At 62.8% G+C, this 7,273-nt stretch carries 5 protein-coding genes; all 5 read right to left on the bottom strand.

The window, feature by feature from the left end; all coding sequences use genetic code 11:
* A partial coding sequence (locus COA17_RS18250) for a conjugal transfer protein TraG N-terminal domain-containing protein (protein WP_096614314.1) occupies positions 1-2,624 on the bottom strand: 2,624 nt, incomplete at its 3' end.
* Between the two features lie 33 nt (positions 2,625-2,657).
* Positions 2,658-4,082: a conjugal transfer protein TraH gene (locus COA17_RS18245; RefSeq protein ID WP_096614312.1), complete on the bottom strand. Its 1,425-nt coding sequence runs from the start codon at positions 4,080-4,082 to the stop codon at positions 2,658-2,660.
* Between the two features lies 1 nt (position 4,083).
* Positions 4,084-4,929 (bottom strand): conjugal transfer protein TraF, encoded by an 846-nt coding sequence (locus COA17_RS18240; protein ID WP_096614310.1) that lies wholly within the window; start codon positions 4,927-4,929, stop codon positions 4,084-4,086.
* Entirely contained in the window at positions 4,910-6,637 is a 1,728-nt protein-coding gene (locus COA17_RS18235) for a conjugal transfer protein TraN (RefSeq protein WP_096614308.1), read from the bottom strand. Before COA17_RS18235 ends, COA17_RS18240 begins: the two co-directional genes overlap by 20 nt.
* A partial coding sequence (gene trbC, locus COA17_RS18230) for a type-F conjugative transfer system pilin assembly protein TrbC (RefSeq protein ID WP_096614306.1) occupies positions 6,634-7,273 on the bottom strand: 640 nt, incomplete at its 5' end. The genes trbC and COA17_RS18235, both read right to left, overlap by 4 nt.

Genomic DNA, 7,273 nt, shown 5'->3' with positions numbered 1-7,273 from the left:
GAGCCGGTAATCTTCTGGCGACCGGCCGCCTGAGCCCTTTGCACCTCTTCACGGAGATCGCCGCCCCCCACCCGTGGCACTGAACCCGAATCCCCGCCGCCGGTCTGTGCTCGACCGCGCACCGATCCTGCGCCAGAGACTGCCGGACGGGATACGGGCTGTCCGGGGACGAGTAAGAGGCGATCGTCGATTCCGTCGCGAAGTTGCTCGGCATAGCTTTCGATGAACTTTGCCTGCAATGCTTGGCCTTCAGGGCTGAGCTGGAAAGTGACATCGTCGAACCGCGCATTGCCATAGAAATCGCGGTTGCTTTCGATCTCGGCGAGACCCCATTCTCGGTAGGCTTGTGACAGATTGAGGCTGCCTGCAGCGCTGTTTCCTTTGAAGAAAGAAGCCTGGCTCTCGAGACGATTGGCAAGCTCCTCGGCCCGACGAGCCTCGATTGTGAAGCTCTGGGCTTCTGTCAGAGATGCGTTCATGCCGCTCGCGGTGCTCGAGATCGACGAGCTTGATGAGGTACTGACTGAGCGAACGAACCCATCGCGGGTGCTCGACCAATTGCGGCTGTCAGACATCTGGGACAGGCTCCCAAAGATCCGGGAACGGTCTTCAGACGCGATGCCGATGTCGCTGTCTGTCCATGTGCGTGTCCCACCGCCCTTCAGGCCGACGTTGGCCGAAGCTACTCCATTTGAAATGCCCGCTTTGGCGCCCGCCTCGCCACCCAGGAACCAGGCGGTAGAGATGTCATCGGCCGCTCTGCGCGATAGCCCGAATTGCCGCTGCAGACTGGTCGATGCCTGATCGACCTCGCTGAATGCGGTCTGGATGCTGTCGGAGTTCGAGGTGCCGGTCGCGCTCTCGAAGGATGCGCCTCGGCTGAACTGGTCCCTGAGCTCGCGGAACTTCGTGACGGCGCTGGTCGTCGATTCCGTTGCGACATTGGCATAGGTCTCACTGTTGGCGCGGGCCTGCGATGCCATCGTCGAAAGGCGCGCCGTGAACTCCTGGCCCAGCGTCGGCGTGAAGGGATAGTTGGAGGTCGGGATCTGGTCGTAGCTGCCATCCGGGAAGCTCGTCGTCATCGAGCCGGTGTCGCTGAAGGTTCGCGTCTGCGGCGCGCCATAGGTGAAGCTTGGGGCAATCGTGCCTTGGGCGAACTGACGCGTGAGGACACTCGAGTTTTCGAAGCTGGTGTTGCCGAGCGAGACATTGCCGGTGCTCGCCTCTCGGGCCGCTTCTTCCGCCGCGTTCTGGCTAGGGTTGAGGTAGCTCGTCGCGTGGTGCGAGATTGCCATGGCGCCCTTCGCCACACCCCCTGCCAGAAACGGGACTGATGCGATGAGGTAGCCTGCCAGCAGACCGATATCGCTGTTCACGTCTGCCATGCCAGTGAAGCTTGCAAGGCTGAGACCGTTGCTGCCCGTGACCGCGCTCATGTCAGCCGCACCCTTGTACATCAGCATCATGTGGAGGATCACGAACAGCGGCCCCCAGGCCGCGAGATAGAAGAAGCCTGTTACATAGCCCTTGAGTGCGACAGGGCCCGTCTTGGGGAGCAGGAATAGAGGAAACAGGACCGGGAAGAGGGCGTAGAACAGCACCGTCAGCACGACGTTCAGGAGCGGGACCCACTTCATCGCGTTGCTCGCAATCGAACCATAGGTCCGCTCGGTCTGAATGTCGGCTCGGGTCTGGGCGTAGACGTCGACATTGCCCGCGCCGCTGCCGCCGGACATCGAGTGCATGGCCTGGCTCATCGCATTGATCGTCAGCGTCTGCTTGAAGATCTCGGTCGCGTTGGCCGAAACCCCGGTCAGGTACTGATAGGCGACCGGCAGATCGGCGAAGAGCTTCGCTTTGGCCAGCGCGGCCGTCTGGTTGGGGTAGAGCTGTCGGCCGAATACCGAACCCATCGCATCGACCAGTCCGGCCCACTGCGCATTGAGCGTGTCGTAAGCCTCGCGGCAAGTCACGATGTTCGAGCTCACCTCGCCAGTGGTCGCATCGCGTGTCAGGAACCGTTGCGCGCGAGCCTGGCTGCCCGGGGCTATCGTCGCCCAGATGTCGCCCGTCTCCGCCAGCTCCTTCATCGAGTAGCGGCCGAGCAAGACATCGTAGAACACGCACTGCCGGAAATGCTCATCGAGATTGGCGGCGAACTCGGGATCGGAAATCCGCAAGGACCGTGTCGCATCGTAGAGCCGCGCGCCGTAGATCATGCCGTTCTTTGAATAGTTGAGATCGCCAGGCAGGCCGAACACCACCTCGGCCGAGCCCGTCAAATAATCGCCGACCTGGCTGGTAAAGCTCGCCATGAGAGCCAGGCCCAGCGGCACATTGCTGACATTGGCCGGCGCAAGGCTCGGGTTGAGCCGGTCGGTCACATGGACATCGAGCCGCGGCACCATCAGGCAGGAGTAGATGAGCGTGGCGCCCAGGAACCAGTTGATCCACGCCCGCCAGTCCTGGTTGAATGCCAGTGTCAGGGCGGAAAGGCCAAGACCCATCACCATGACCACCTGGAGCAGGCTTTTGTAGCCGCCATTGCCGGTCCAGGCAGAGACTGCCTGGAAGACGTTGACCAGATAGTCGCCGCCGCCGACCGTGAAAATCTCGACCATGTCTATTGTCCCGCCTGGATGTGGTTGGCCCGGTCAGTGGGTGAGGGCGCGGCTCTGGACGCCGCGCGACCAGTCGAGCGATGCGGCCATGCCGGGAGACATTGAGGCAGCCAGCACGTTCTCGATGAACGCCGTCTTCTCGATGATCTGCAGCACCGCATTGACCTTGAGATGCGTGTTGGCCTGCCGATCAGCCAGCGCCTGACGGACGACATTGACCTGGCTCTGCCACATCGCGATCTTCGCTTCGTCGGCCCCAATGAAGCTCGACATTGAGCGGCCAGCCTCGCTGACAATGCGGTCGAGCACGGCAAACAGCAGGTCGACACTGGCGATCTCGGCCAGGGTCTCGCGGTCGTCGGTCGGCATGCCGCGGCCATAGGCCGCCTGGACGGTCAGGATCTTGTAGAGCGGGATCGATGCGACCTGCAGCAGTTCCTTCTGCTCTTCGGTGATCGCCGTATCATCGCGGATCGCCTGAACCATCCCGCCAATGAGCGCCGCGACGCGCGGCCGCAGCGCTTTCGATGCGGGCAGGCTCAGCGACTTGAAACCTGGGTTGAGGCACTTCTCCGTCTCGTCGCAGTCGAAAATGAGGACGTTCCCGTTCGTGGTGCCATCCAGCAACGAGGTCACAAGCGTCGACGAGGCTTCGCCAAAGATCGGCACGAACTTACCCGGTTCATCGTCCTTGGGCGGCACGTAGATGATCGTGCCCAACAGCGTCATGGCATATTCGGCGAGCTCTTCGTCGAAGCGGCCTCCGGGCGAGAAGAACGCCGACTTCTTGAGGATCGTCCAGGTGTAGTTTCGCGGCACGCCGGGATTGACGTCGTCATACTTGCCCGACCCTTGCGCAGTCGTGTTCGAACGCTGCCCCCTGGTGCCGCAGCCGTGCTTGGCTGCGGCATAGTCGGTGAAGATGCCTTCGGAGTTGCCGATAGCTTCGCAGACGGCTTTGTCGGCAAGGTCGCCCTTCGGCCAGATCCCGCCCACCAATCCTTGTGCCATCTCGCAGGAATTGATGTTGAGGTTGTTCATGAGCTGAGCCTTCTGGCTGAACTCCTGCATGATCTTCGAACATTCCGGGCAGACCGTGTCGATCGCCAGGCTGAAGGCGAAGCCGACGGCATTGTTGGCGACCGCCTTCAGCATCGCCACGATCTCGCTCGCGTTGATGAAGCTGAAGGATCCCGCGAAAATGTCGATACCGCCGCACCCTGCGCGGGCGCGCGGCAGCTGCAGGTTGGCAATGTTGGTCGTCTTCTGGGGAAAGCGCGTCCAGACATTGCCGAGGCTGTAATAGCCAGCTGACTGCCCCTGGAACGCGGTCGGCCCGTTGACGTTGGCTGCGCCGCCGACGTCGTTCAAAAACGAGTCCATCGAACTGCCGACGTCGGCCGATGCACTGGTGAGAGGAAGGGTAGCTGCAAGGATCGCAGCGACGGCTCTTTTCATCCTAGTAGTCACGTCCAGCTTCCTTCGATGTGAGGAGGTAAATCCGGTCCTGAAGCTCGTCGGCGCTCATCACGCCGTAGCCGATCGGAATAGGGCGGCCGGTCAGGGCGTCCCAGAGCACGACAGCTGGCGTAATCTTGGGCTCCAGGCCCATGCGGGTGCGCTGGTTGGTCTCGACCGTGTAATTCGGGAAATGCCGCGATGGGCCGCCGTCGGTCGAAATCGCTCGGACAGCGATATGCCAGGTCGAGGCAACACTCTGTACGATCGGCGACATGACCTCGCAGGCGCCGCAGCTCTGGGCGAAGAAGTAGAAGAGCCCGTAGCGCTCGGAGAGCTGCGCCATTGCCGCGTTCCGTTCCGCGCTGCGCGAATCCTGCCACTGGCGCTTGCCGAGCGTCGAAACCGGGCGCTGCAGCGTGTAGTCGAGCTCGGGATCCTGCCAGATCGCCCGTTGCCAGACGTCGCTGAAGAGTGAAGCCCGGTCGAGCTGGGCGCGCTGGAACCGAATGTAGGCCGTCACATTAGCAGGCGTGGGCTCGAGGATCGCCTTGGCCTTGAGCTCCCGCAAGGTCGCCGTGATTGCGTCAAGCTGGCTCGTGGCGCTCGCAGCCGGCGCGGGTGCCTGCTGTTCCGGCGGCTTGGGCCGGTTGCAGTAGAACCAGTACCCAAGCCGGCGCTCCTCGCAGTAGAAGCTGTCCTGCCGCTCGCTCGTCTCGGCGCGTGGTGGCGCATCGGTCTGGGTGGTGGCCGTCTGCGCGTTTGCGGACGGAAGGACGCAAACGGCATTGGCAATCGCGCAGGCGGCAAGCAGCCGCCACGCGGCCTTATTGGCGTGCGCGTGCATAATAGTCCTCGATCTTCTGTTGGATTTCCTGGGTGGCCTGCAGTTCATCAGGCAGGCGGGCGGCGTCGGTGAACTCGGCATAGACTTCGCTGAAGTCCATTCGGCTCAGATCAAGCCGGGCGAACTCGTCGATGGTGAACCCGGAGCATTGCTCCGTCTTCGGCTTGCCCCAGGGCTTGTTCAGCTGCTGGCGGCCTTGTTCCTGCAGGATCCGCGAGAGCTTGGATTCAAAGCAGCAGTAGACCTTCCGCTTGGTCAGGCACACGCCAAGGAAGGAGGACGAGCAATAAGTGCCGACGTAGGCGCACAGACCCTGTGCGTCCTTTTGATGCAGCAGCATCTCCTCGCGGCTGCAGCCCAGTGCCACGAGCAGCTGGATGCCCGGAATCAGCGGGAAGCCTTTGCCCTTGCAGCAATTGAGAATGCCGAACACCTTCGACGAGCAGCTTTCGCGGGTCCCCTTGAACAGGGTTAGATTGTCTGGATCGAATTCGCGGCGGGCCTGATTCATCGCGTTCAACGCGACAACCGCGTCCTTGAACTCGTCATTGGCTTCGCGCTGGATGGTCTCGCACGAGCCATCGATGCAGTAGACATCGCCATCGCAGATGAACTGATTGCTGTTCGCGGGCTGGTCCGGAACCGGGCAATCATAAACCCGCTCCCAGGTGCGGCAGGGCTCGCCAGCAAGACAGTCTTCGCGCACGAGCTTGCAGCCCGGGGTGTCTTCAAGTGTCTGGCAGTCCTGAGCCTCGGTAAACTGTGCGCAGCTGTAACTACGGCTCCATGCCCAGCAAGGCTGCGTCACGGCGATGCCATCGACAATGCGGGTCACCGGATCGCTGTCGGTGCACGTCTCAGTGTCCTGCTGACATGAGCTGTCGGCTGCGAGGCCAGCGCACTGGCTTTCGTCGCGTGTCGTCGTGACGACGTTCTCGCCCGTCACCGTATAGGGCGTGGCGCCCTCGACCGGCGCGGTGCAACTGACGAGGTCAACCCTCAGATCGCCGGAGTTGCAGCCCCAGTAGATCCCGAAATAGGGATCGCACAGGTTGATCGGATAGGACTGCGTGACCGTGCATTGCGGCGCGGGGTAGCGGTTGCAGTTGTAGACCGAAGCCGGGTCAACCCCGCTGCCGCCAACGCAATAGTAGCCGTAGACCTGACGTTGCTCGATCCGCGCGGTCAATGTCACGGGGCAGGTCCGGGTTTCTTGGCTGGCGGTGTAGCCGACATTACAGGTTGCCATGTAGCGCGCTGCGGTTCCGCTGGCCGGCGGCAAGGGCACGCAGCGTCCTTGCGTGCCGCCGATGGCCATCCCGCTTGTATAGGCGAGCGGATCATCGCTGATTACATTGCTGCGCGCGATCGTCGCATCGAGATCCTGAGGGGCAAACTGGGCCCGCCGGTCCATCGAGTCCCGCATGGCTTTGTAGCCGGTACTGGTGGTGGCCTGGCTAGCCGCTTCGCGGCTCATCCGGTCCGGATCGTCGAAATAGCCCGACTGACTTGGTGTGCCGCCGAAATTGGGGATGCGACTGGCATCCGGGTTTGTGGTTGCCGCACTTTGCGCGGATGCCGCCTTGTCTCGCCCGAATGCCTTGCCGTCCGCCTTGGCAGCATCGGTTGTTGTCTGGGCGTGAAGCGGTCCGGCGAGGGTGAGCAGGAGCGCGAACACGCCTGCGCGACAGAGGATTGGTCGTTTCATGGATCCTGCCTTTCAAGACGGGCGAGGTGCTGGGCCGCGAGCAAAGCGCCGGGGCCGCCGCCGTGCGCGAAGGTCTCAAGGGCGTAGGCTGCGCTGACATTGCCGCTCATCCGGTCGTGGGGCGGGACCTGCGTCCGACAATCGAACCCGTCGCACAGATCGAAGTCGCTGCTGGTGACGACGTAGGTGGGCACGGTCTCGATCCCGAAAGCACGGAAAAGCCGCGGGTCGATACCGACGCCGTCCAGCTGCTCGCCGGGCTTTGCGACTTTTGCCAATGCGTCCGTCAGAGCCTTGGCGCTGTTGCCAGGCAGACCGCGCAGGGCGACGATGCCGCCGGCCTTGGCCACGTCGTCGATCATTGCCCGTAACGCCGCCGGCGGCATCGAGAGCGAAGCAAAGGCTATAAACCTTGGCGCATCGCCCATGCCTTCGCTGGTCATGGTGCCGGCATCGGCCACCATCCGGTCAAAGTCGAAGGTGCTGGCCGGATCGTGCTTAGCACTTGCGGCGGCCTCACGGGTGAAGCGGCGAGCGTGCGCCTCGGCCTCGCTGGTGCTTGTCATGGCCTCCCGCGCCAGCGCCTCGGCCCTTGCGCGAGCATTGGCAGAGAGCGCGTCGGCATCACTGGCGCCA

It is taken from the genome of Sphingomonas ginsenosidimutans, assembly GCF_002374835.1.
GTDB lineage: Bacteria > Pseudomonadota > Alphaproteobacteria > Sphingomonadales > Sphingomonadaceae > Sphingomonas > Sphingomonas ginsenosidimutans.
The sequence above is the reverse complement of the archived record's forward strand: the minus strand, read 5'-3'. Positions and strand labels throughout refer to the sequence as shown.